Consider the following 22682-nt stretch of genomic DNA (forward strand, 5'->3'; position numbering starts at 1 on the left):
ATGAGAGGCACAAAATATCTATTTAGTTTTATATTACCCCGATTGAGTAAAGAAAAACGATAATAATGGTAAAAGGTACTACCCAACGCATGAGTTGATACCATGTTTGGAATATACCGTTACCTAAATTATTTCCATAACTAAATTCTTGCTTAACAAGCTGTTTATCCATTTTGAAGCCAATAAATATAGATATAAATAAACAACCAGCCGGCAACATAACGTTACTGACAAGAAAATCACTGGCATCAAAAACAGTCTTACCAAATATATGAAAATCAGCAAGTAAATTTGAGGATAACGCAGCTGGAATACCAGCAACAAATACAAGAATACCTGCTATCCAAGCAACCGATTTTCGAGAAACATTCTTTTTTTCAGTTACAGCTGCAGTGATGATTTCTAGCATACTGAAAGAAGATGTTAAGATAGCGAATAAGAATAAAAGTAAAAATAGACTTAAGAAGACTTCACCAAACGGCATTTGTGCAAATGCTTCAGGAAGAACAATAAATAGAAGTCCTGGACCTTCTGCTGGCTCTAACCCAAATGAAAATACAATTGGGAAAATCGCAAGTCCTGCTAGCAATGATACAAATATATTCATGATCGAAACGGAAGCTGCTGAGCTGCCTAAGCTTACATCTTTATCTAAATAAGAACTATACGTAACCATCACTGAAATACCCACTGCAAGTGAGAAAAATGCCTGACCTAATGCATATAGAATATTTTCACCATTTAATTTTGAAAAATCGGGTTGAAGGAAGAACTGAATTCCTTCCATAGCACCATCGAAAGTAACAGATCGTATAACAATTATAATAAAGAATATAAATAACAATGGCATTAAAACTTTACTATATTTCTCAATTCCATTTTTTATACCGGAAGATATAACAAAAGAATTAATAAAGATAAATAGTGCAAGACCTACAATAGTTAGTAATGGATTACCTGTTATAGATGCAAATAATTCTGCGTATTGTGCATCATCGGTAATCACCATTCCGGGAATAGAAAGAAGACTGTAAATTAATACCCATCCGCCTACAACGGAATAGAAAGACATTAATATAAAGGCACCAATTACTCCCCAATGACCAATAAAGGAGAATATACTTTTTGGAGCAAGCTTCTGATAGGCTGAAATTGCCTCTTTTTGTGCACCTCTACCTATAATAAATTCGGCAATTAACAAAGGTAATCCGATAATGACTGTGAATAAGATAAAGATAAAGAAGAAAGCTCCTCCACCATTCATCCCAGTCATATATGGGAATTTCCAAATTGCTCCTAATCCAACCGCAGCCCCAGCGGAAGATAAGATAAACCCTAGTTTTGATGCCCATTGATCTTTTTGTTGATCCATAATGTCAAATTCCTTTCGTTATAAAAAAATTATTTTATAAGTATAACATAAAAGAACAAGATGTTAAGAGAAGGTATTAGATTTGTAAATACAATGAAAAAATTAACAGTATTTATTATCAATGTAAGCATTCGTATAAGATTTGACTTTTAGTGAATAAAAGAAAAAAACATCAAATACATTAAGTAATGATTTATTAGTAAATTTACGTATTTTAAAAATAGTTGTAAAATTTAAACATTGTCATTTATACTTGTGTTGGTAAGGTTTATAACTTTTATTGCTTCAAATTTAAAAGGAGGGATTATAAGTGACAGCGCTTACATTAGAGACGGATGTATTAAAAAATTTTATTGATGGTAAATGGGTAGATGTGAATAATACCACTGCCGTTACAAATCCTGCAAATGGTGAACGTATCGTGCAAGTACCATTGTCTGATCAATCTCATGTTGAGGAGGCTGTTCAGGCTGCGATAAAGGCTCAAAAGGAATGGGCACTTGTTCCTGCACCTCAACGTGCAGAAGTATTGTACCGTGTTGGAATGATTATGAAGGATAAAAAAGAACGACTATCTCGTCTGTTGACCATGGAGAATGGAAAGGTACTAGAAGAAGCAAGAGGAGAAGTACAAGAAGGAATCGATATGGCTTTTTATATGGCTGGGGAAGGTCGACGATTGTTTGGCCAAACTACACCAGCGGAATTAAAAGATAAATTCGCGATGAGTCAGCGGGTTCCTGTAGGTGTCGTCGGTATCATTACACCATGGAACTTCCCGATTGCAATTGCTACTTGGAAGTCATTCCCAGCGATTGTAGCTGGAAATGCGGTGGTTTGGAAACCAGCAACGGAAACTCCCATTATGGCATATGAGTTAGCTAAAATATTTGAAGAAGCAGGATTACCAAGTGGTGTCATCAATGTTGTTTTTGGTAAAGGATCAGAAGTGGGAGATTCGATGGTTCAGCATAAAGATATCAGAGTTATATCGTTTACGGGATCGAATGACACAGGGAGAAATATTGCATCAGATTGTGGGAAGCAGTTAAAGAAGGTATCACTTGAAATGGGCGGAAAGAATGCAGTGATTGTTATGGATGATGCAGATTTAGACTTAGCGGTAGAAGGAATTCTCTGGAGTGCGTTTGGAACGAGTGGGCAGCGTTGTACAGCTTGCAGTCGTGTGATTGTTCATCATAAAGTAAAAAAGACGTTGGAAGAGAGACTTTTAGCTGCAATGGATCATTTAACGATTGGTAATGGATTGGAAGACGGAATTAAAGTAGGACCAATTATCAATGAAGCAGGATTAAATAAAATCAAGAAATATATCGAAGTGGGCAAGCAGGAGGGTGCTACTTTATTAGCAGGAGGAACTGAATGGGAAACCAATAATCCAGGGTATTATTTTACTCCGACCTTATTCACCGATGCTAAGCCTGACATGCGGATTGCACAAGAGGAGATTTTTGGGCCTGTTGTTTCATTAATTGAAGTAAGTAGTTTTGAAGAAGCCATTGAAGTAAATAATCAAGTTACGTTTGGCTTATCCAGTTCTATTTTTACAAAGGATGTAAATCGTGTTTTTAAAGCACAACGTGATTTAGATACGGGCATTGTTTATGTGAATGCTGGAACAACAGGTGCTGAGATTCATTTACCTTTTGGTGGAACGAAAGGAACTGGAAATGGACATCGTGACTCTGGCGTCCAGGCGTTAGATGTATTCACTGAATGGAAGGCGATTTATGTTGACTATAGCGGAAAATTACAACGTGCCCAGATAGACACAGAGGAATAATTTCTTAGAATCATTCGCCTTGATTGTAGTGAATTTTTAGTGATTACAGGGAGGGAGTAACATGAAGATTGGTGTATTAGGGTCTGGTTTAATGGGGAAAGAGGCGGCGGTTGATCTAACGCTAAGTGAGGGAGTAAAACAAGTCGGTTTAGCAGACATTGATTTACTAAGAGCGCAGGAAGTCTGTGACCAGTTGAATTCTCAGAAACTAACTGCATATCAAGTAGACGCGAGTAACCAACTGGACCTAGCTAAATTCATGCGGCAATTCGATGTAATTATTAATGCTTTATTTTATTCATTTAATGAAGTAGTGGCTAGAACAGCCATTGAAGTAGGTGTATCCTCAGTTGATTTAGGTGGGCACATTGGGCATGTGACGGATAAGGTATTGACTTATCATGAAGATGCTAAACAAGCACAAGTAACGGTTATTCCTGACTTAGGAGTAGCTCCAGGGATGATTAATATTTTATCTGGATATGGTGTAAGTAAACTGGACCATACGAAGAAAATTAAACTCTATGTAGGCGGAATTCCGGTTAAACCAGAGCCGCCACTTGAGTACAACCATGTTTTTTCCATGGAAGGTGTCTTTGATCATTACACTGACCCATCGTTGATAATAAGAAATGGTCTTGTTCAAGAAGTGTCTTCTCTAAGTGAAGTAGAACCTATTCACTTTGAAAAATTTGGACCATTAGAAGCATTTCATACATCAGGTGGTACATCAACTTTATCATTATCATATCCCTATTTAGACACACTAGAGTATAAAACTATTCGCTATCCAGGGCACGCAGAAAAATTTAAATTACTTGTAGATTTAAATCTTACTCGCTTGGACTATCAAGTTGATATTAATGGAATGAAAGTAAATCCAAGAGAGGTATTTTTAAAAGTACTTGATCCAATAGTCGAATTAGGAGACAGGGAGGACGCGGTACTTTTACGGGTAGTGGTAGAAGGGGAGAAGGACGGGAAATCGACCTCTCATATTTTCGAAATGACCACTTATAAAGATAAAGATACAAAAGTTACTGCAATGGCTAGAGCGACAGCAAATACGATTTCTGTTGTGGCACAAATGATTGCTAATGGAACGATAAATACAAAAGGTGTGTTACCGCCTGAAAAAATGGTGCCTGGAAAGCAGTACATTGATGAAATGAAGAAAAGAGGGGTAACCATCAAAGAAAGTGTATCTATAAACAAGCAAACATCAGTGTAGGTTATAAGGGGATGACTAGGGTGAATACAGTATTTATTGCAGGACACGCAAAATTGCCTTCAGGTATGGCAGCTAAGAGTATCTATGAAACATTAACCATTACTGCAGAAATTGATAAAAAATATGGTGTTATTGTGACTGCTGGTTGTACACTTGCTACAGATCATGGAAAGCAATTTGTACAAACGATATTAAAAGGGCATAGTTTACAAGACGGCATTCAATTCCCACTTGATCACATTAAAAGGCATTATTTAGGGAAAGCAGGCAATGCATTAGCTTCCGCATTAATGGACTTATTTAAGCAATATGAGCAATACCAAAAGTCTGCTTATGTGCAAGAAGAATGCGGTGTAATCTCTGCACCATCGAGCAGAATGAATAGGTGAAAATAGAAAGATAAAACAAAAATCCACTCGGAAAAGCGAACTTGCTTTCTCGAGTGGATTTTTTCAGTGTGGTGTCAGGAAAACATAAAATTAAGCAGCAGTGGATAAACGTACTAAGTGATATAGTCGCACTTATGCCAATGGGGTGAAAATCATCGGTTTGTCGCCTCACTGTGATTCCATTATCTCAGTTGATTCGCTCCAGTCCCTACGTTTCTAAACGGGCGTTTGCGCTTTTGTTCGTGAAATGATATTTTCATCCACCATAATCGACTTCTATTGTCAAAAGCTAAGAATGTATCCTTTTTTTAAAACTATTTTGTTTCCTCCCATGCTGGAAGCATTTGATTAAGCAGCTTATCTTCTCGATAACCTAATACGTATTCCGCTTGCATAATGGTATGGACTTCTCGTGTTCCTTCGTATATAACGGGTGCCTTTGAATTACGTAAAAATCTTTCTACTGGGTATTCATCTGAGTATCCATAAGCTCCATGTATTTGTACAGCGTCATCAGCTGCTTTATTAGCAAAATCACATGCTTGCCATTTTGCTAAAGAAGTTTCTCTTGTATTTCGTTTTCCTTGATTCTTTAATTCGCCAGCGCGGTAAACAAGTAGCTTACTCATTTGATAACCGGCTTCCATTTTAGCGATCATTTGTTGAACTAACTGGTGTTTACCGATTTCTTTTCCGAATGTTTCTCGCTCATGGCAATATTTTACGCTCGCCTCAATACAAGCCATAATTTGCCCAACCGCACCAGCAGCTACCGTAAATCGACCATTATCTAGTGCAGACATGGCAATCTTAAATCCTTCTCCTTCTTTACCGAGCAAATTTTCTTTTGGCACTTTAATATGGTCAAAGAATATTTCCCCAGTATTTCCAGATCGAATACCATGTTTTCCTTTGATTGCTTTAGAAGAGAACCCTTCCCAAGATCTTTCCACGATAAATGCAGATATTCCTTTATGTTTTTCGGATCGGTCCTTTGTATAGGCGAAAACAATGAAATGATCTGCGATATCACAAAGAGAAATCCATGTTTTTTGTCCATTTAAAATATAATGATCTCCTTGCTTTACCGCTGTCGATTGAAGAGCAGCAACATCGGATCCAGCACCGGGCTCTGTTAATCCAAAGGCCCCAATTTTTTCGCCTTTTGCTTGGGGGATAAGGTATTTTTGTTTTTGTTGTTCATTTCCCCATTGCAATAATGTCATACTGTTCAGACCAGTATGCACCGAAACGGCAGTTCGAAAAGCTGTATCGCCACGTTCCAATTCTTCGCATACAATGGCAAGTGAATTATAGTCCATTCCACTACCACCATATTGTTCGGGAATACATACACCCATTAAACCTAATTCCGCTAATTTATTTAATAGAGTCGGGTCAAATTTGCCATTACGATCCCATTCGCTAATATAAGGCATAATTTCCTTGTCAGTAAAATCTCTGACTGTCTTTCTTAATAGTTGTTGTTCCTCGCTAAAATGAAAATCCATTATTTCCTAATCTCCTTTCAAATGTATATAATCGGTGTTATGTTCTCCAGGGTTAGGCGGTGCGTGACGATAGGTAATTGGTGTCCTGGAAAATTTCAGTGGGTTACCAATAAGTTTGATTGGACCTGCCGTTTGATGATGCATAGATACAAACATTTCTCTACTTTGTAATTGTGGGTCTTTGGGAAGTTTATCGATAGTTTGGATTGGACCACATGGAATTTTTTCTTCTTGTAAAGCTTTTATCCAGTAATCAGCTGGTTGGAGTATTAGAGATTCTTGAAGTAATGGGATTAAAATGTCACGATGTTGAACACGGCTGGCGTTTGTTCGAAATCGATTATCGTTTAATAGGTCATCTAATTGGAGTATGTGGCACAATCTCTTAAATTGTGCATCATTTCCTACCGCGATAACAATATCTTTATCTTCGGTCTTAAATGTTTGGTAAGGTACAATATTTGGGTGATTATTTCCTAGTGATTTTGGATTTTGACCTGACATTAAATAATTACTTGCAACATTTACTAAAGAACTAACAGCGGTATCATATAAGGATATATCTATTTTTTGTCCTTTACCTGATTGCTGTCTTTCTAACAAGGCTGCTTGGATTCCAATACAAGTATATAAGCCAGTTAATACATCTGTTATTGCAATACCGACTTTTTGCGGTCCAGATTCGGGGCTACCTGTAATACTCATTAGCCCGCTCATTGCTTGAATAATGAAGTCATATCCAGGCATATCCTTATATGGACCAGTTTCACCAAAGCCAGTTATAGATGCATATATAATACTTGGATTAAGCGTGGAAAGTGTTTGATAATCTAATCCAAAACGTTCCATCGTGCCAGACTTAAAATTATTTACAATTACATCTGATTCTTTAACAAGTTCCTTCAAATAATGAATACCACTTGAGGATTTAAGGTCAATTGTAATACTCTTTTTATTTCGATTTGCACAAAGGTAATATGCACTTACTCCATGTTGAAATGGGGGACCCCAATCTCTAGTTTCATCACTTCCTCCAGGAGCTTCTACTTTAATTACTTCAGCGCCTAAATCAGCCAGAATCATAGTACAATAAGGACCAGCAAGAACACGAGTAAGATCCAAAATCTTTAACCCTTCTAAACTCATCGACAAAATTGTATTCCCTCCTTATACATGAATGAAAAAAGCCAGTTCAAATATCATTGCGTTAAGCAATTATTTGAACTGGCTTTTTGTGGGTAGCTACTCTGGCAATGAGTATGCATACAAAATAGTCAGCATGGCATATAAAAATAGTATATGGTCAAGGTATGACGCATATTACATGACCACAGAGATGAACGTGGAATACGCTTTCATGTGGCTCTAAATTTATTATAAATCGAAAAAGTATATTTGTAAACGCTTTATTTAGAAAAAATAGAATTCCACACAATATTATAGAACAATTTGTGTGGAATTTGTTATAGACGTCGCAGAGTACTGGGGAATCCCCCGTACTTCCACTAGGTTAGTCTTTTTTTATTTTGCAGCTTTTTGTAATTTATGAATCATTTTTAACGCACGTCCAGTTCCGATAGCAACTGATTCTAATGGATTTGGCGCCATATGCACAGGAACGCTGATCTCGTCCGATAGCCATTCTCGCATACCGTTGAGCAATGATCCTCCTCCAGTCAGAACAATTCCGTTGTCTACAATATCGCCACTTAATTCAGGAGGACATTCTTCAAGAGTGGAACGGATCGTTTCTAAAATCTGCTCTAAGGATTCTTTGATAGCTTGATAGATTTCAGTGGAAGTAACTTCGATCGTTTTTGGTAATCCTGTAACCATATCACGTCCACGTATTTCCATAGTAACTTCTTTATGATTCGGATGCGCATAGCCGATTTCCATTTTAATATTTTCAGCAGTACGTTCACCAATTAAAATATTATATTGCTTACGAATATGCTGTATAATTTCATCATCCATTTTATCGCCAGCAGTACGTACAGAATTGCAAGATACAATTCCACCAAATGAGATAATCCCTACCTCAGATGTACCTCCACCAATATCCACAATTACATTAGCGAACGGTTCATCTACCGGTAAATCAGCACCAATAGCTGCTGCTACTGGTTCCTCAATTAGATGAACTTGTTTTGCTCCATAACTAGATACAGCATTATGAATCGCTCTTCTTTCCACGCTTGTACTTCCAGAAGGTGTACACACGACTACATTTGGTTTACGCATAGACATACCGAGCTGTTTACTTACTTTTTTTAATAGTTCTTTCAACATTTGTGCAGTTACATCATAATCCGCAATAACTCCATCCTTTAAAGGACGAATGGGAATGATATTTTTCGGTGTTTTACCGACCATTTCTTTAGCTTCAGCTCCGACAGCCATTACTTGTTTCGTATTAACATCAATTGCCACTACTGATGGCTCGTTTAAAACAATTCCTTTTGTCTTTGAGTATACAAGAATATTAGCAGTACCTAAGTCAATTCCGATTTCAGCATTTGAAAACATATAATAAATCCTCCATTGATGACAGAATATATTTGAAAACATTAAGTTGTAGACAAATTTCTATATAATACTATTCTATTCTACACACATTTTTGTGGGGGTAGTTAATTTTAATCTACAAATCTCAGCAATTCAAAAACATATATATCATTTAATCTAATAATTAGCTAGTATAAGTAACAATTTTGTTACATTCATGCTTAATTTGTAATATATAGCCTATTCCTGAATGATGTCAACACTAACTTTGTAGTAAATTCTTCCTTAGTAAATTAGTTTTTCCAAGCTTGGGTAAGATAACCTGAAATAGAATTATAGAATACATAAGGGATTAATAGACTTGAAGCAATTAGTTATATGCATCTACAGTCGCATTGGTAAAGCATACCACTAATATTTCAATTATTACATCAAAACCCATGCTATAGTGTTATTGCACACAGCAAGACAACACAAAAAACAAAAAGGAGCGTGCGTCTAGATGTTTAAAAAAGTAGGAATTGTTGCTGCGTTATCAGCTTCATTAGTATTTGGAGGAGCTTTTGCAAGTCAAGCAGATGCGTCTGCAAATGAACAACCATCTATTCAAACTTCATATAAATTCTTGTATTCTGTAAATGGTCAGTGGGGTGAGCTTTCCCAAGATCAAATTAACTCTATTAAAGATAAAATATCTAAATTAGATTGGCAGAATATTAATTTGGAAACTATCATAAATAAAGTTAAGCAAGAACAACCTAAACAAGATACTTCTAATAAAGAAGAAAAGCAATCTGAATCTAATGAAACACCTGCTCAACCAGAGCAATCTGAAGAGCAAAATAATGACCAGCAAGCTAATGACTCAGGAGAGCAAGCTTCTGAAGAAGAAGCAACTCCACCATCTCAACAAGAAGAACAAAATAATCAAGATCAACAAGATCAAGAACAAAACGAAGAAGTAAGCCAATTTGAGCAACAAGTTGTTGAACTTACTAACCAAGAAAGAGAAAAGCAAGGATTACAACCACTTGAGCTAGATACTGAGCTTAGTAAAGTAGCTAAAGAAAAGTCTAAAGATATGCAGTCTAGTAACTATTTCGATCACAATAGCCCGAACTATGGTTCTCCATTTGACATGATGCAAAGCTTCGGTATTGATTACAATACTGCTGGAGAAAACATTGCACAAGGTCAAGGTTCTCCAGAAGAAGTAGTTAATGCTTGGATGAACAGTGAAGGTCACCGTGCTAATATCCTAAATGGCGACTACACTCACATTGGGGTAGGACACGTTGAAAATGGAAACTACTGGACTCAAATGTTCATTGGAAAATAATAACGCAATTAAGAAGGATGGTTGATTGATAGCCATCCTTCTTTTTTATGGGCTTGGGGTTCTACGGATGCGAACCTCGCCTAGATAAAACCCTGCTCTATTAACTATTTTTAAGCTTATCAAAATTAAGTCAAGTTTTCCCTGTATTCATCTTACTTTCACCTTAATTCCAATTATAAAGCTACAATCGTTCGTCCTGTTGTTCTACCAGCAAGCATTGCTTCAAAAACTTGATCTAAGTCTTCTAATGTAACTTCTTGAATAGATTCATTCTGGAATATTGTCGGCTTCAAGTCTGTTGCTAATCGATGCCAGGCGGCTGTGCGCTCTTCCATTGAACAAGTAACAGAATCAATTCCTAACCAGTTAACCCCTCTGCCGATAAATGGAAATACGGTGGTCTGTACATCGGTTCCTGCTGTGAAACCACTAGTTGCAACCGATCCACCGCGTTTTAGAGTATTAAGAATATAAGATAATGTATTTCCGCCAACTGGATCAACTGCGCCAGCCCATTTTGTTTTCTGTGGCGAGGAAGGTGCTTCTTCCTGTAAGTCTTGACGGTTAACAACCTCACTTGCTCCGATTTGTAATAAATATTCTTTTTTATCTTCTTTTCCGGTACCTGCAATTACTTCATAACCGAGGTTGGATAGCATATTGACCGCAAGACTTCCTACTCCTCCTGTAGCACCTGGGACAACGACTGGTCCTTGTTCAGGGGTTAATCCATTATTTTCTAGCTTTTGAATAGATAAAGCAGCCGTTAAACCAGCTGTTCCAAGTATCATAGCTTCTTTTAATGTAAGACCATCAGGTAAAGGAATCACCCATTCACTAGGAACTCTAGCTAGCTGTGCATAGCCACCATGATGACCAGTGCCTATTCGATAACTTGTGGCAATAACTTCCTGTCCTTTTTTGAACGAAGGATTGTTTGATTCCCGTACAATTCCTGCTAAATCAATTCCAGGAATCAAAGGAGACTTTTCAGCTAACGAACCATCTTTAACTACATACGCATCTTTATAGTTAATACTGGAGTATGCAACATCAATCCAAACATCGCCTTCTTGCCAATAATCTTCATTTACATTTTCTATTTTGTGGTGTAAGCGATCTTCTTCTTTGTATAAAACAAATGCTTTATAACTCATCATGATTCACTCCTTAATAGGTATTACAAAAAGGATAATATATAATAGCCACTTCAATCAATTTATTCGTTTTTCGACAAATTTCTTCATTATAAATAGTAATCATAGTATAATAACCTTTGTGTGCACGTGCACAGAGGGAGTGTTAAGTATGATGCGAACAATTGGATTCTTTGTTTATGCGTCCTTACTGATTATAGGGACTATCTTTAAATTACAAAAAGTGAAAAACTGGGCTGATACTGGACTTGCTGTAGAAAAACAGGACGAGATATTTGCAACGCCAAAAATAGTATCTCAAAAAGCAATTGCCAAAACAGGAACAGATGTGAATGTAGAAGGGTTACAAAAAGTACCATCAGGACCAGTTTTGTTTGTAGCAAATCATCAAGGAATATTTGATATATTGGCTTTCTTAGGATATCTTGAGCGTCCAGTTGGCTTTATTGCAAAAAAAGAAATCAAAAAGATTCCGATAATCTCTACGTGGATGGAATTTGTCCATTGCGTGTTTATCGACCGGACAGATCGCAGGCAATCGATGAAGGCGATCCAACAAGGGATAAAAAATTTAGAAAATGGAAATTCAATGCTGATTTTTCCTGAAGGTACTAGAAGTAAAGGAAGAGAAGTAAGTAGTTTTAAAGCCGGCAGCTTTCGTTTAGCAACGAAATCTAACGTTCCTATTGTTCCTGTAAGTATAGATGGAACGTATCAAATGTTAGAAGAAGATGGTGGTAGAATTAAAAAATCTTCCATTCAAATTGTTATTGATGATCCAATTATGCCTGCACAATACGAGAAAATGAAAAGTGCAGAAATTGCTAGTAATGTAGAGCGTATAATTAGAAAAAGGTTACATGATAAATAAATGAATAGCATTTGGATAAACACTTTTGAACGGAAGGCATTCCTTTTATTCTGAGTGTTTTTTTGTATGGATTAGAAACAAATAAGGGTAAAATAAAAAAGATAAGGGAATAGGTAGATATAGCAATATAGAAATGAGGTGTTTAAAAATGGTGCAGGGATCGGTTAATTTAAATACAGAGAGAGGGAAAGAGTGGTTACAAGATTATGTTGATAATTGGGTGAACTTCTATCAGAAACAAACAGATGAAGGGAAAGTAGCTAGTTACATACCAAGGCTTGAACATGCTGATCCCAATGCTTTAGGTATTTCTATAATTGGTAAAAATGGTACGGTCATCCGTTCTGGAGATACAGATCTAGAATTTTCCATTCAAAGTATATCGAAAGTGTTAAGTTTTATTGTAGCTTGCATGGAAAGAGGCCTCTCCTATGTCCTTCAAAGGGTTGATGTAGAACCTACTGGAGAATCTTTTAACTCAATTATGCATTTAGAGATCAATCAACCAAAAAAACCATTTAATCCACTTGTGAATTCCGGGGCTATTACAGTTTCTTCTTTATTAAATGGTAGAACCTCTGACCAAAAACTAGAACCCCTATATCAATTATTAGAAAAAATACTTGGACATCGACCTGAAATTGATGTGGAAGTATATGTTTCTGAGCGAGATACTTCGATGCGAAATAGAGCAATTGGATATTACCTACTGGAAGAAGGTTACCTAGAGTCTGATTTGAGTATTACGTTGGAAACCTATTTTAAACACTGTTCATTAAACGTAACAGTGGATGACTTGGCTATGATAGGTTTAGTGCTATCTAATGATGGAGTACATCCGAATACAGATGAACCACTGATTCCAAAACAAATTGCTAGAGTCGCGAAATCACTCATGCTTACATGCGGCATGTATGATGCGTCAGGGAAGTTTGCTTCATATGTAGGTATTCCTGCTAAAAGTGGAGTATCTGGAGGAATACTTGCAGTGGTCCCACCAAGAGTCCGCGATCAAAATCTTCCATTTCTAGAAGGATGTGGTATTGGAGTATTTGGACCAGCTTTGGATAAGCAAGGGAATAGTATTGCAGGCATTAAACTCCTGCGACATATAGCAAATCAATGGGATTTAAGTTTATTCTAAGGGAGGAATAATCTTTGTGTGGCAGATATACGTTATTAGCAGATGAATTAGCAATTAAAGAAGCGTTTGGAATACAGCAATCGTTGGACTTGTATGAGCCCAGCTATAATATAGCTCCTGGACAGAAAGTATTATCGATTATACATGATGGTAGACAGCTACATGCTGGATATATGAAATGGGGATTGGTTCCTTCCTGGGCACAAGATCCAAAAATTGGATACAAGATGATAAATGCTCGAAGTGAAACTGCACATGAAAAGCCGAGTTTTAAGCGACTGCTTTCTTCAAAAAGATGTCTAATTATTGCGGATAGTTTCTATGAATGGAAAAAAGAAGTAGATAAAAAACAACCGATGCGCATCTATCCAGAAAATAAAAAAGTCTTTGCTTTTGCAGGGTTATGGGATAAATGGCAAGGTGATAACAATCCGTTGTTTACGTGTACCATTTTAACAAAGCAAGCGAATCAAGATATGGAAGAACTTCATCATAGAATGCCTATTATTTTACCTAAGGATAGAGAAGAAGAGTGGATAGATCCTAAAAGCTATAGTTCAGAAGATTGGAAGCATTGGCTTGATGATATAGATCAAGATAAATTAGTACATTATCCTGTTAGTACGCATGTGAATAATGCAAAAAACAATGATGAAAAGTGTATATTGCCGATTGTATAAAGGTGAATAGAGCAATGTATAGATGAAATTAAAAGAAAGAGGTTGGGATATAAAAAAGCTTTAGTCAAAAGACGATTGATAGTTAGAATACGCAGGTTATATTTCTGAAGCGGATTTCCAATAATCATTCATTCGAATTTATTTTTTGCATAAATACTTTTGTCCCAACCTCACTGCTTTTATCAAGTTGATAATTTTTTATCCAGTTCTTTTTGCTTGTTGTTTTTCTTCTTTTGCAATTTTCATAAATCGTTTCGTTTCATAGACTACTACTCCAGATAAACCGAGGAGACCAATAATATTCGGTACAGCCATTAAAGCATTGAATATATCTGACATTAGCCATACTACATCGATTACCTCAACTGCTCCATAGAAAACAATCAGAACAAAAATTAATCGATATGCGCGCATTGCATTTTGATTCTTAAATAAATACCCAAAACATTTCTCTCCGTAATAAGACCATCCAACGAGAGTGGAAAATGCGAAGAATACGATAGAAATAGTTACTATATGTTCTCCAAATCCACCTAAGAAATATGCAAATGACGCCCCAGTTAACGAAGCTCCGTCAGCTCCCGTACTATACATATCTGCCATTACAATAGTTATGCCCGTAATAGAACAAACAATAATTGTATCAATAAACACTTGTGTCATTGATACTAATGCTTGTCTACCTGGATAATCTGTTCTGGCAGCAGCTGCGGCAATCGGAGCAGAACCAAGCCCAGCTTCGTTAGAGAATACACCACGTGCTACCCCATATCGTATTACGGTACCTAAAATTCCTCCGCCAACAGCACTGCCAGTAAATGCATCTGTTAAGATAAGATTAACTGCGGCTGGAATTAGATCAAAATTCATAACCATGATGGTAAGACCACCAAATACATAAATAACAGCCATAATTGGTACGAAGAATGAAGTAACTTTTCCAATTGTTTTAATTCCTCCAAGGACAACAAGTGCAGTAAGGACAGTTAGCACAATACCTGTTACCCATGTAGGGATAGAAAACGATGTTTGTAACGCATCTGAAACGGAGTTAGACTGTACCATATTCCCGATACCAAATGCTGCAATGGAACCAAATATAGCAAATATAATACCTAACCATTTTAAATTTAAGCCACGTTCTAAGTAATACATTGGTCCGCCGGCCATTTTACCGTTATCATCTGTGACACGATATTTCACTGCTAATATGGCTTCAGAATATTTGGTGGCCATTCCAAACACAGCAGTTATCCACATCCAAAAAACTGCACCAGGTCCACCAGCAACGACCGCAGTTGCAACCCCAACAATATTACCTGTACCTATGGTTGCGGCCATCGCAGTTGTTAATGCCTGGTAATGACTAATGTCACCTTTTGATTTCTTATCTTGTTTTTGTGGGCTAAATGCTAGTCTTAAAGCATACGGTAACGCCCTAATCTGCAGGAATCCAAGTCGAAAAGTGAGGTAAAGCCCTGCTCCAACAATTAAAATCAATGTTGGTGGTCCCCATACAAATGAACTTACCTCTTCTAAAAACTCTTTCAATTTTCTAGCCCCCTCTTTTTTTGTATAGTATATAATATTTCGAATATTCGTTTGGATGTCAAGAGGAAATTTAATACATTTTATATTTTTTATCGAAATTTACATGTATTTGCTTATCAAATCTAGTCGCTTATAATAGAATAAAAAGAGAAAGAGGTGGAAATTGTTGATACGTGTTTTATTTGTTTGCCTTGGAAATATATGTCGTTCTCCAATGGCGGAAGCTATTTTTAAGCATATGCTTGAAATTGAAAATTTAACTTCAATCATTCAAGTAGACTCTGCTGGAACGGGAGATTGGCATATCGGTAAGCAACCACATCGCGGAACTAGAAATATCCTGGGTAATAAGGGTATTTCATACAAGAATATATATGCCAGACAAATGGAGAAAAATGATTGGAAAAAATTTGATTATATTATTGTCATGGATGAGCAGAATATAAAGGAATTGCAAAAACTTCAATCAAATAAAGGTATGACTATTGCTCGTTTACTGGATTTTGTAGAAGGTTCACAAGTATGTAATGTTCCCGATCCTTATTTTAATGGGGATTTTGAATACGCGTATCAACTTATATTAAGTGGATGTCAACATTTACTTCAATTTTTAAAAGAAAGCCATCAATTAACGGATAAGGAGAGATGAATCATGGGTAAACGTAAAATCTTACTTGGAATGGTAGTCGGAGCAGTTGCAGGTGGTGCAACCGCATTAATAGATAAGGAATCAAGAGATTATGCAAAGAAAAAGTTAGTACTAGCTAAAGCAACTTCATCTTACTATACAAGCCATCCATCTGAAGCAATTAACGGTATTAAACAAACGGTGGATAAATTAAATAATGCTGTGGCAAGTGGATCTTCCAATGCGATCAATGCTCTAGAACAAGTAGAACAAACTTTAGATAAAGTTACGAATAAAATAGATCGAAAAGAAATAGAGTAATACAAGAGAGGATGACAGGGGGAGAGAGATACATTGGAAAGTTGGATAAGCCTAGGCAAGAAATTTTATCAACGAATAGAAGAGGTTGATGTATTTGGTTTGGCAGCACAACTTGCTTATTTCTTTTTGTTATCTTTATTCCCTTTTCTATTGTTTTTACTTAATCTAATCGCCTATTTACCGATTGATATTGAGCTTATTATGCAGACGATTGGTACATTTGCTCCTGAACAAGTAATGCAATTGATTTCTACAAATTTAGATACGTTAACCGAACAAAATACTGGTCTTTTATCAATTAGTATTTTAGGTACCTTATGGGCAGCTTCAAATGGTGTGAATGCAATTACAAGAGCTTTTAATAGATCTTATTGGATTGATACGGAGCGTTCATTCTTTACGACAAGATTAATATCTATTGTATTAACAATTGGCATGGTTATTATCATTTTATTAGCTCTGTTGTTACCTGTATTTGGAAGAATGATTGGTTTGTATGTATTTTCTATGTTTGGATTTACAACTGGGTTTATCGAAATTTGGGAGACCCTAAGGTGGATTATCTCCTCCGCTATTTTCTTTATAGTTCTATTATTTTTATATAAGCTAGCACCACATAAACGGATTGTCTTTTCAGAAGTAATATGGGGGACAGTATTTGCTACTTTTTCTTGGCAGTTAGTATCGTGGGGTTTTTCTTTTTATGTTAATAATTTAGGAAATTACTCCACGACTTACGGAAGTTTAGGAACGGTTATCGTTTTGATGATTTGGTTTTATTTGTTTGGAATTATCATTATCACTGGCGGAGTATTAAATGCTTTTATACAAGATCAACGAAAAAGAATTTTTAAATAAATTGAAGCCGAAGGAAAATAAAATTTATTTTCCTTGGCTTTTTTAATATATATGATTCTTCCTGTTATACATATTGTGAATGTAATAATTTATACAGTTTATACTAATTCTTTTACACATAGATGTTATCTGTTATAATAATTTTCAGATTCATATTATAACAATAGGGGACGGTGGAAGAAAAAATGAAGAAGGTAATGTTAAGCTTATTTGTACTCATGTTTATTCTGCTTTTAGCTGCGTGTGGAGCGAGCGAAGAAACTGGAGAAACACCAGAGAATAGTGATAATGAAGAAACAGCATCTGATGAACGATGGGAAAGTGTGCAACAATCTGGGGAACTTGTTGTTGGGACATCGGGAACATTAATTGCTGCGTCTTATTACGATGATGAGGATGAATTAACTGGTTATGATGTAGAGATTATGAAAGAAATTGCTAAGCGATTAGATGTAGAGATTAAATTTGAAATTATGGGCATAGACAGTATGTTACCAGCTGTTCAAAGTGGAAGAATAGATTTAGCTGCAAATGATATCGAAATAACCGATAAACGTAAGGAGCAATTTAATTTCAGTGAACCTTATAAGTATTCTTATGCTACAATGGCGGTTCGTGAATCAGATAATTCCGGAATTGAAAGTTTGGAGGATTTAGAAGGTAAAAAAGCTGGTGGTGGTGCGACCACTATATATAGCCAAATTGCAGAACATTATGGTGCGGAAGTCGTTACTTATGGGAATGCACCGAACGAGGCTTATTTAAGTGATGTAAGTAATGGAAGAACAGATGTAGTAGTCAACGACTATTACTTAACTAAGTTTGGGGTAGCTGCTTTTCCTGATTTTGATTTGCACTTACATCCGACCATTAAATTCCATCCTAGTCAACAAGGTGTGATTATGCCAAAAGACGCGGATGTTATGACAGAAGAAATCAACAACGTACTTCAAGAAATGAGAGAAGATGGAACATTAAGCGAACTAGCAAAACAATTTTATGAAGAAGATGCGTCTGTAGAACCTGAAGAAGAGATTGAAGAAATTGATGGATTAGGTTTGTAAAAGGTGTTAATAGATGACTATTATTTTAATGACAAAGTTGTTTAATATTTTTGATGTTGAACTTGCTTTACAAAATTTACCTTTCATATTAGAGGGGTTACCCTATACAATCATGATTGCCGTAGCAGGTATGGCAATTGGATTAATTTTTGGCTTATTTCTTGCATTGGCGAGAGATTCAAAAACAATACTATTACGTTGGCCGTCTAGAATCTATATATCCTTTATGAGGGGAACACCAATGCTTGTCTTTCTCTTTATTATATATTTTGGATTACCTTACATGGGGATTGAGCTATCGGCTATTTCAGCTGCGATTCTAGGGTTTGGGCTTAATAGTGCTGCTTATATTGCGGAAATTAATCGTTCATCGTTAAATAGTGTTGATAGAGGACAATGGGAATCAGCAAAAGCACTTAATATGACTTATTGGCATACATTACGAAAAATTATTTTGCCACAAGCAACAAGAATAGCAATTCCACCATTGACCAATGTTTTTATGGATATCGTTAAGGCGACATCATTAACTGCGGTAATAACTGTGCCCGAACTTTTCCAAAAAGCACAGATTGTAACAGGTCGAGAATTTGATGCGATGACAGTGTATATTTTAGTTGCTTTAATATATTGGCCGATTTGTATTTTGATTGGAATGCTTCAAGAAAGATTAGAAAAAAGATACAGCGTTTATGTAGCTAAATAAAATAGTTTTTTTAATAAGAGTGAGATTCAGGCAAAAGTAGAAATAAGCCTCAATCTTGCTTTTTTAAATTAACTTATGCTATTAAATACCATTTTTGAATTCAATGCATAGTTTTACTGCCTTCAGAAAAAAATATAAAAAAACGAAAGGAAGGTAAATTATGCTTAATAACATTAGTGCGAGATTCTTGTTTATCGCAGTATTATTTTCATCTCTCACCTTTCCTCAACTTGCAGTAGCTGAAGAAGACTCGAATAAAAATGAAGACTCGGCCATTCCTAGTCATGTTCTTGATATTTCCAAAGAAAATACCTATCCAAACTCTACAGAAGATCAAGAAGTAGTTGAACCAAGCGATTGGACAATAGAAATATTAGAGGATGTTGAAATTCCTATTGAAAATCCAGAGTTAATAAAAATTTTAAATGAAAGCTCCATAAAACCATCTCCTATTGCGATAGGATACCGTGGGATGGTCTACTTAGGCAGATGGCCACTGAATTATCAATCAGAAGAATCAAATATTAATTGGGAATACCAAGAAATTAATGTGAATGAAATGAATAACGTTGGAGGAAATGAAGTTCAAAATATGAATTATATTCAGCAGCAGGAAAAAGAAGTAAAAGGTGCTCTAACTAATAAAATAAGTAATCCTAGTGATGTAAAAAAAATGATGTTGTTAAAATCGAAGGAAAAGACAAAACTTCCTCTGTCATATAATACTATTTTTGGACAAAATACAAAGTTAACTAATTCCTATTCTGTACCTACCCAAAAACATGGAACACTACAAGCATTTGCACCAGCGGTAAATGAGAAAGGGAAAGTTACATTCGGGGAAGTATATATTGAGTTAAAAGGATCGAATAAATCGATAAAAATCAAAAATGTAACGAAACAAGGTATTGGAGCTTGGATACCTATCCAAGACCACGTTTCTTTCTCGTTTAATGTTAAATAACTATGGAGAGCTGTCTAAAAGGCGGCTTTTTTGTTATTTGATCAATTTCTCCTCATCCATCAATGGGGATTAAATATAGTTGGTATAAAATTCGAGTGTTGCGCTATTTTTCCATTGCAGACGGAGCTTTTAGCAGGTATGTCTTAAACTAACTAGGAAAAGAAAGCGACTCTACCTAGCATATTTTTAAGCTCCGTTGATCTGAGTAGGAGTCGTCGTCTTCAATTACAGTAGAATTCTCTTAATCCAAACATTATTATGAAATTGATTTACGCAAAAATAAATTTAAAAAAAGGCTTGAATTTTATCCTTTAATGCTTTATCATGATGAAGTAATAAAGAGATAAGAATGGTGGGGAAGTACAATGGAATGGGTCGTTATATTATCTGTATTAGTAATGACGATACTATGTTTGCTAAGATTTAATGTAATACTGTCTATTGTTGTAGCAGCGATTACGGCAGGATTACTTTCTGGTTTAAATATAAGTGATTCAATTACAATGATGGTAGAAGGAATGGGAGGCGCTGCCAATACAGCTCTAAGCTATATTCTACTAGGAGCTTTTGCGGTTGCGATTAGTTACACAGGAATAACAAGTTTATTAGTTAACTTTATTATTCGTATATTAACAGGCAAAAAGACAATGATGTTACTCGCTCTAGCTGGTGTAGCATCACTTTCACAAAATCTAGTGCCTGTGCATATTGCCTTTATTCCTATTCTTATTCCACCTCTATTAAAAGTATTTGATAAAATGAGAATGGATAGACGTGCGGTGGCAATTGCACTAACATTTGGTCTGAAAGCTCCTTATATAATGATACCTGCTGGTTATGGTTTGATTTTCCACGGGTTAATTATCGACGGATTACAAAATAACGGTGCTGAGATCACAACCAACCAAACAACGATGGCTATGTTAATTCCTGGTTTAGGGATGGTTGTTGGACTTTTAGTAGCGATATTTATTACGTATCGAAAAGATAAAGAACCAAAAGAAACTCAAGAAGATACATCTTCTAATATAGCTACGAAAACAGAATCGAATATCACGTTTGAGAAAAAGCATGTGTTAACATTAGTAGCCATAGGGTTGGCATTAATCGTACAAATTATATTTGATAACCTTATACTGGGAGCATTAACAGGTCTCGTAGCTTTACTTCTCTTTGTTGTTATACCTTTTAAAGAGATGGACCGTGTGATGACAGATGGGATTTCAATGATGGGTACCATTTCATTTGTAATTCTGATAGCATCTGGATTTGCAAATGTATTGGAACAAACTGGGGCAGTACAATCCTTAGTAGAAGTAACACAAACATTAAGCGATAATCAAGCAGTAATAGCGTTCGTATTATTGATATTAGGGTTATTTATTACGATAGGAATAGGTACTTCTTTCGGTACAATTCCAATAATTGCAGCATTATTTGTTCCTATATGTATTGCTGCAGGCTTTTCTCCAATGGCAACAGCAGCACTTGTCGGTACGGCAGGGGCTCTTGGAGATGCTGGTTCACCAGCTTCAGATAGTACGTTAGGGCCGACTTCAGGATTAAATGCAGATGGAAATCATAATCACATTTGGGATACATGCGTACCTACGTTCTTGCATTATAATATTCCTTTATTTATATTCGGATGGATAGCGGCAATGGTTCTATAATGCATAAAAAAATATCAAACAGGATAAGGTAAGAAAAAACTTAGGTGGGGATTGTATGAAAAAAACAACATCTTTACTCGTTTTTCTTACCTTTTTTGTTGTATTACTACCTTTAAACACTGTTCAGGCTTATGGGTGGGGGTATAGTAAAAATTCAAATCATGAAATACCGGATATTGGTTCATATCAAGCATTGTTAGATAAATATAATGCGTATTATGTCGATGATTCGGGAGAAAAAGTATTATATTTAACGTTTGATAATGGTTATGAACAAGGATATACGGATGAAATTCTTGATGTTTTAAAGGAAGAAAAAGTACCTGCAACCTTTTTTGTAACCGGTCATTATGTTAAAAGTAAACCAGATTTAATAAAACGAATGGTGGATGAAGGACATATTATTGGAAATCACTCTTATCACCATCCAGACTTTACTATTATGAACAAACAAGCCATACAAAAAGAAGTAGAGGAATTGGAAGCTGCAGTAGCCGAAGTAAGTGATCAGAAAGAAATGATGTATTTGCGCCCGCCAAGAGGAGTATTTAATGAAGATACATTAAAATGGTCAAATGAATTAGGCTTAGTCCATATCTTTTGGTCACTTGCTTTTATGGACTGGAATACAGACGGTCAAAAAGGCTGGCAATATGCGCACGGTCAAATAATGGATCAAATACATCCTGGTGCGATTATTCTCCTCCATGCTGTCTCATCAGATAATGCAAAAGCATTGAAACAAGTAGTCAAAGATTTAAAAGAGCAAGGCTATACATTCAAAAGCTTGGATCATTTGATGTTAAAAAATCAATTACCACAAGGTTTTCCTATGTACTAAAATGGGAATAGTAATATTGTAAAGGTTAAAGGAGCTGTTTTCATCTACGGCTCCTTTTGTGTATTTTAAT

The 22682-nt window shown here is 35.9% G+C and carries 21 protein-coding genes; 15 read left to right on the plus strand and 6 right to left on the minus strand.

Annotated elements, in window-relative coordinates; translation table 11 throughout:
* Positions 1-28: 28 nt before the first annotated feature.
* Positions 29-1372, minus strand: a complete 1344-nt coding sequence (locus OB_RS04585; protein ID WP_011065266.1) for a sodium-dependent transporter — start codon at positions 1370-1372, stop codon at positions 29-31.
* Positions 1373-1682: 310 nt separating this feature from the next.
* Between OB_RS04585 and OB_RS04590 the strand changes: the two genes are divergently transcribed.
* The 3 genes from OB_RS04590 to OB_RS04600 all read left to right on the plus strand — a co-directional run bounded on the left by OB_RS04590 (position 1683) and on the right by OB_RS04600 (position 4796).
* Positions 1683-3176: an aldehyde dehydrogenase family protein gene (locus OB_RS04590; protein WP_011065267.1), complete on the plus strand. Its 1494-nt coding sequence runs from the start codon at positions 1683-1685 to the stop codon at positions 3174-3176.
* Between the two features lie 61 nt (positions 3177-3237).
* Positions 3238-4407 (plus strand): saccharopine dehydrogenase family protein, encoded by a 1170-nt coding sequence (locus OB_RS04595; RefSeq protein ID WP_011065268.1) that lies wholly within the window; start codon positions 3238-3240, stop codon positions 4405-4407.
* A gap of 20 nt (positions 4408-4427) precedes the next feature.
* Entirely contained in the window at positions 4428-4796 is a 369-nt protein-coding gene (locus OB_RS04600; protein ID WP_011065269.1) for a DUF3870 domain-containing protein, read from the plus strand.
* Positions 4797-5110: 314 nt separating this feature from the next.
* Here the strand turns inward: OB_RS04600 and OB_RS04605 are convergent, their stop codons facing one another.
* The 3 genes from OB_RS04605 to mreBH form a co-directional block, all read right to left on the minus strand.
* Positions 5111-6307 carry an acyl-CoA dehydrogenase family protein gene (locus OB_RS04605; protein WP_011065270.1) on the minus strand — a complete coding sequence of 399 codons (1197 nt, stop codon included), beginning with the start codon at positions 6305-6307 and terminating at the stop codon, positions 5111-5113.
* 6 nt (positions 6308-6313) lie between these two features.
* A complete protein-coding gene (locus tag OB_RS04610) occupies positions 6314-7459 on the minus strand; it encodes a CaiB/BaiF CoA transferase family protein (RefSeq protein ID WP_011065271.1) in 1146 nt (381 codons plus the stop codon).
* Between the two features lie 369 nt (positions 7460-7828).
* Positions 7829-8836: a rod-share determining protein MreBH gene (mreBH, locus tag OB_RS04615; protein ID WP_011065272.1), complete on the minus strand. Its 1008-nt coding sequence runs from the start codon at positions 8834-8836 to the stop codon at positions 7829-7831.
* Between the two features lie 481 nt (positions 8837-9317).
* On the opposite strand from mreBH, the gene OB_RS04620 reads away from it, so the two are divergent.
* Positions 9318-10154 carry a CAP domain-containing protein gene (locus OB_RS04620; RefSeq protein WP_011065273.1) on the plus strand — a complete coding sequence of 279 codons (837 nt, stop codon included), beginning with the start codon at positions 9318-9320 and terminating at the stop codon, positions 10152-10154.
* A 173-nt stretch (positions 10155-10327) separates the two neighbouring features.
* On the opposite strand, the gene OB_RS04625 is transcribed toward OB_RS04620, so the two are convergent.
* Positions 10328-11311, minus strand: coding sequence for an NADPH:quinone oxidoreductase family protein (locus OB_RS04625; protein WP_011065274.1), 984 nt, complete (start codon positions 11309-11311; stop codon positions 10328-10330).
* 151 nt (positions 11312-11462) lie between these two features.
* On the opposite strand from OB_RS04625, the gene OB_RS04630 reads away from it, so the two are divergent.
* The 3 genes from OB_RS04630 to OB_RS04640 all read left to right on the plus strand — a co-directional run bounded on the left by OB_RS04630 (position 11463) and on the right by OB_RS04640 (position 14006).
* Positions 11463-12182 (plus strand): lysophospholipid acyltransferase family protein, encoded by a 720-nt coding sequence (locus OB_RS04630; RefSeq protein WP_011065275.1) that lies wholly within the window; start codon positions 11463-11465, stop codon positions 12180-12182.
* A gap of 148 nt (positions 12183-12330) precedes the next feature.
* Positions 12331-13326 carry a glutaminase gene (locus tag OB_RS04635; protein ID WP_011065276.1) on the plus strand — a complete coding sequence of 332 codons (996 nt, stop codon included), beginning with the start codon at positions 12331-12333 and terminating at the stop codon, positions 13324-13326.
* Between the two features lie 14 nt (positions 13327-13340).
* Positions 13341-14006, plus strand: a complete 666-nt coding sequence (locus OB_RS04640) for an SOS response-associated peptidase (RefSeq protein ID WP_011065277.1) — start codon at positions 13341-13343, stop codon at positions 14004-14006.
* Between the two features lie 198 nt (positions 14007-14204).
* Here OB_RS04640 and OB_RS04645 read toward each other — a convergent pair whose 3' ends face one another.
* Positions 14205-15557, minus strand: coding sequence for an alanine/glycine:cation symporter family protein (locus tag OB_RS04645; RefSeq protein ID WP_011065278.1), 1353 nt, complete (start codon positions 15555-15557; stop codon positions 14205-14207).
* Positions 15558-15723: 166 nt separating this feature from the next.
* On the opposite strand from OB_RS04645, the gene OB_RS04650 reads away from it, so the two are divergent.
* The 8 genes from OB_RS04650 (at position 15724) to pdaA (ending at position 22612) form a co-directional block, all read left to right on the plus strand.
* Positions 15724-16206 (plus strand): low molecular weight protein-tyrosine-phosphatase, encoded by a 483-nt coding sequence (locus OB_RS04650; RefSeq protein ID WP_041544093.1) that lies wholly within the window; start codon positions 15724-15726, stop codon positions 16204-16206.
* Positions 16207-16209: 3 nt separating this feature from the next.
* Complete coding sequence (locus OB_RS04655) at positions 16210-16506, plus strand: hypothetical protein (RefSeq protein ID WP_011065280.1); 297 nt, start codon at positions 16210-16212, stop codon at positions 16504-16506.
* 33 nt (positions 16507-16539) lie between these two features.
* Positions 16540-17364: a YihY/virulence factor BrkB family protein gene (locus OB_RS04660; protein ID WP_011065281.1), complete on the plus strand. Its 825-nt coding sequence runs from the start codon at positions 16540-16542 to the stop codon at positions 17362-17364.
* A 185-nt stretch (positions 17365-17549) separates the two neighbouring features.
* Positions 17550-18428 carry a transporter substrate-binding domain-containing protein gene (locus tag OB_RS04665; RefSeq protein WP_041544468.1) on the plus strand — a complete coding sequence of 293 codons (879 nt, stop codon included), beginning with the start codon at positions 17550-17552 and terminating at the stop codon, positions 18426-18428.
* A gap of 13 nt (positions 18429-18441) precedes the next feature.
* Entirely contained in the window at positions 18442-19134 is a 693-nt protein-coding gene (locus OB_RS04670; RefSeq protein ID WP_011065283.1) for an amino acid ABC transporter permease, read from the plus strand.
* A gap of 160 nt (positions 19135-19294) precedes the next feature.
* Entirely contained in the window at positions 19295-20098 is an 804-nt protein-coding gene (locus OB_RS04675) for a YfkD famly protein (protein ID WP_011065284.1), read from the plus strand.
* A gap of 365 nt (positions 20099-20463) precedes the next feature.
* Entirely contained in the window at positions 20464-21771 is a 1308-nt protein-coding gene (locus OB_RS04680) for a Na+/H+ antiporter family protein (RefSeq protein ID WP_011065285.1), read from the plus strand.
* 55 nt (positions 21772-21826) lie between these two features.
* Positions 21827-22612, plus strand: a complete 786-nt coding sequence (gene pdaA / locus OB_RS04685; RefSeq protein WP_011065286.1) for a delta-lactam-biosynthetic de-N-acetylase — start codon at positions 21827-21829, stop codon at positions 22610-22612.
* The last annotated feature ends 70 nt before the right edge of the window (positions 22613-22682 follow it).

The organism is Oceanobacillus iheyensis HTE831 (assembly GCF_000011245.1).
GTDB classification, from domain to species: Bacteria; Bacillota; Bacilli; order Bacillales; family Amphibacillaceae; genus Oceanobacillus; species Oceanobacillus iheyensis.

Coding starts and splice junctions, on each gene's coding strand:
- OB_RS04595 (WP_011065268.1), top strand. CDS start 3,238: ATGAAGATTGGTGTATTAGGGTCTGGTTTAATGGGGAAAGAGGCGGCG.
- OB_RS04665 (WP_041544468.1), top strand. CDS start 17,550: ATGAAGAAGGTAATGTTAAGCTTATTTGTACTCATGTTTATTCTGCTT.
- OB_RS04655 (WP_011065280.1), top strand. CDS start 16,210: ATGGGTAAACGTAAAATCTTACTTGGAATGGTAGTCGGAGCAGTTGCA.
- OB_RS04670 (WP_011065283.1), top strand. CDS start 18,442: ATGACTATTATTTTAATGACAAAGTTGTTTAATATTTTTGATGTTGAA.
- pdaA (WP_011065286.1), top strand. CDS start 21,827: ATGAAAAAAACAACATCTTTACTCGTTTTTCTTACCTTTTTTGTTGTA.
- OB_RS04630 (WP_011065275.1), top strand. CDS start 11,463: ATGATGCGAACAATTGGATTCTTTGTTTATGCGTCCTTACTGATTATA.
- mreBH (WP_011065272.1), bottom strand. CDS start 8,836: ATGTTTTCAAATGCTGAAATCGGAATTGACTTAGGTACTGCTAATATT.
- OB_RS04680 (WP_011065285.1), top strand. CDS start 20,464: ATGGAATGGGTCGTTATATTATCTGTATTAGTAATGACGATACTATGT.
- OB_RS04585 (WP_011065266.1), bottom strand. CDS start 1,372: ATGGATCAACAAAAAGATCAATGGGCATCAAAACTAGGGTTTATCTTA.
- OB_RS04620 (WP_011065273.1), top strand. CDS start 9,318: ATGTTTAAAAAAGTAGGAATTGTTGCTGCGTTATCAGCTTCATTAGTA.
- OB_RS04625 (WP_011065274.1), bottom strand. CDS start 11,311: ATGAGTTATAAAGCATTTGTTTTATACAAAGAAGAAGATCGCTTACAC.
- OB_RS04635 (WP_011065276.1), top strand. CDS start 12,331: ATGGTGCAGGGATCGGTTAATTTAAATACAGAGAGAGGGAAAGAGTGG.
- OB_RS04605 (WP_011065270.1), bottom strand. CDS start 6,307: ATGGATTTTCATTTTAGCGAGGAACAACAACTATTAAGAAAGACAGTC.
- OB_RS04675 (WP_011065284.1), top strand. CDS start 19,295: ATGCTTAATAACATTAGTGCGAGATTCTTGTTTATCGCAGTATTATTT.